The following is a 980-nucleotide window of genomic DNA, read 5'->3' as shown; positions in this document are numbered from 1 at the left end:
ATACTAATGAGCTTATATTTCATAGTGGTCACCTCTGTTGTTGATTCTGTCGAACCTTAATCATGGCACATTGCGATGCCGAGACAGAGGTGACCATCTCATCAGACACCCCAAGTACCTATCTCACACTTTTAACTTCACAGTTTTCATCTATTTCAAGCTCAACACTGATTCACTCGCAGGGTTTTTCATTCCTGTATATCTACATGGGAAAACCTGCTTACACTGTCATCATGTTCAATTTGTGGTGAGAGTTTTCCAGTGACCGTACCAAGAAGTCAGCTTATCTGCTCAGAGGCGACACCCTATTATCACATTGTCTCTCGATGTGTGAGACGCAGTTATTTGTGTGGTGTAGATTCTGTTACCCAACAGAGCTTTGAGCACCGTCGTGGTTGGATTGAAGATAAACTCAAAGAGCTCAGCGCCATGTTTTGTATAGATATTTGTGCCTATGCCATCATGAATAATCACTACCATTTAGTGCTCAGTATTGATTGTGATGGCGTTAAAAACCTATCTGAAAAAGAGGTCGTGGAACGCTGGTGCTCATTGCACGAAATGCCTGTGTTGATTCACCGCTACCTAACAAAACAAGACACTCATAGCTCAACCAAAGCCGTGTGTCAGCAAATCATCTCCGAGTGGCGCGAACGGTTATCTAGCATCAGTTGGTTCATGAAAATCATCAATCAAACCATAGCAAGAATGGCGAACAAAGAGGATGACTGCACTGGACACTTCTGGGAAGGCCGTTTTAAAAGCCAGGCGTTGCTGGATGAGAAAGCGCTACTAACCGCGATGGCTTATGTCGATTTAAATCCGATTCGAGCCAGCATGGCAGACTCACTTGAAACCTCTGATTTCACCTCAGTCAAAGAGCGGCTCGCTGCCCTTAAATCGAACAAGTTAACTCCTCCTTGCCTGCATCCCTTCATTGGTAACCCAACCAACGAGTTGATTAAAGGCATTCCGTTGTT

General features: G+C 44.3%; 1 protein-coding gene. It reads left to right on the top strand.

The window, feature by feature from the left end; all coding sequences use genetic code 11:
• Window positions 1-261: 261 nt before the first annotated feature.
• On the top strand, window positions 262-980 hold a 719-nt coding region (locus L4C32_RS20730), incomplete at its 3' end, for a transposase (protein WP_428198776.1).

The organism is Aliivibrio kagoshimensis, from assembly GCF_050337105.1.
GTDB lineage: Bacteria > Pseudomonadota > Gammaproteobacteria > Enterobacterales > Vibrionaceae > Aliivibrio_A > Aliivibrio_A kagoshimensis.
Note: the sequence above shows the minus strand (reverse complement) of the source record. Positions and strands in the feature narration are given on the sequence as shown.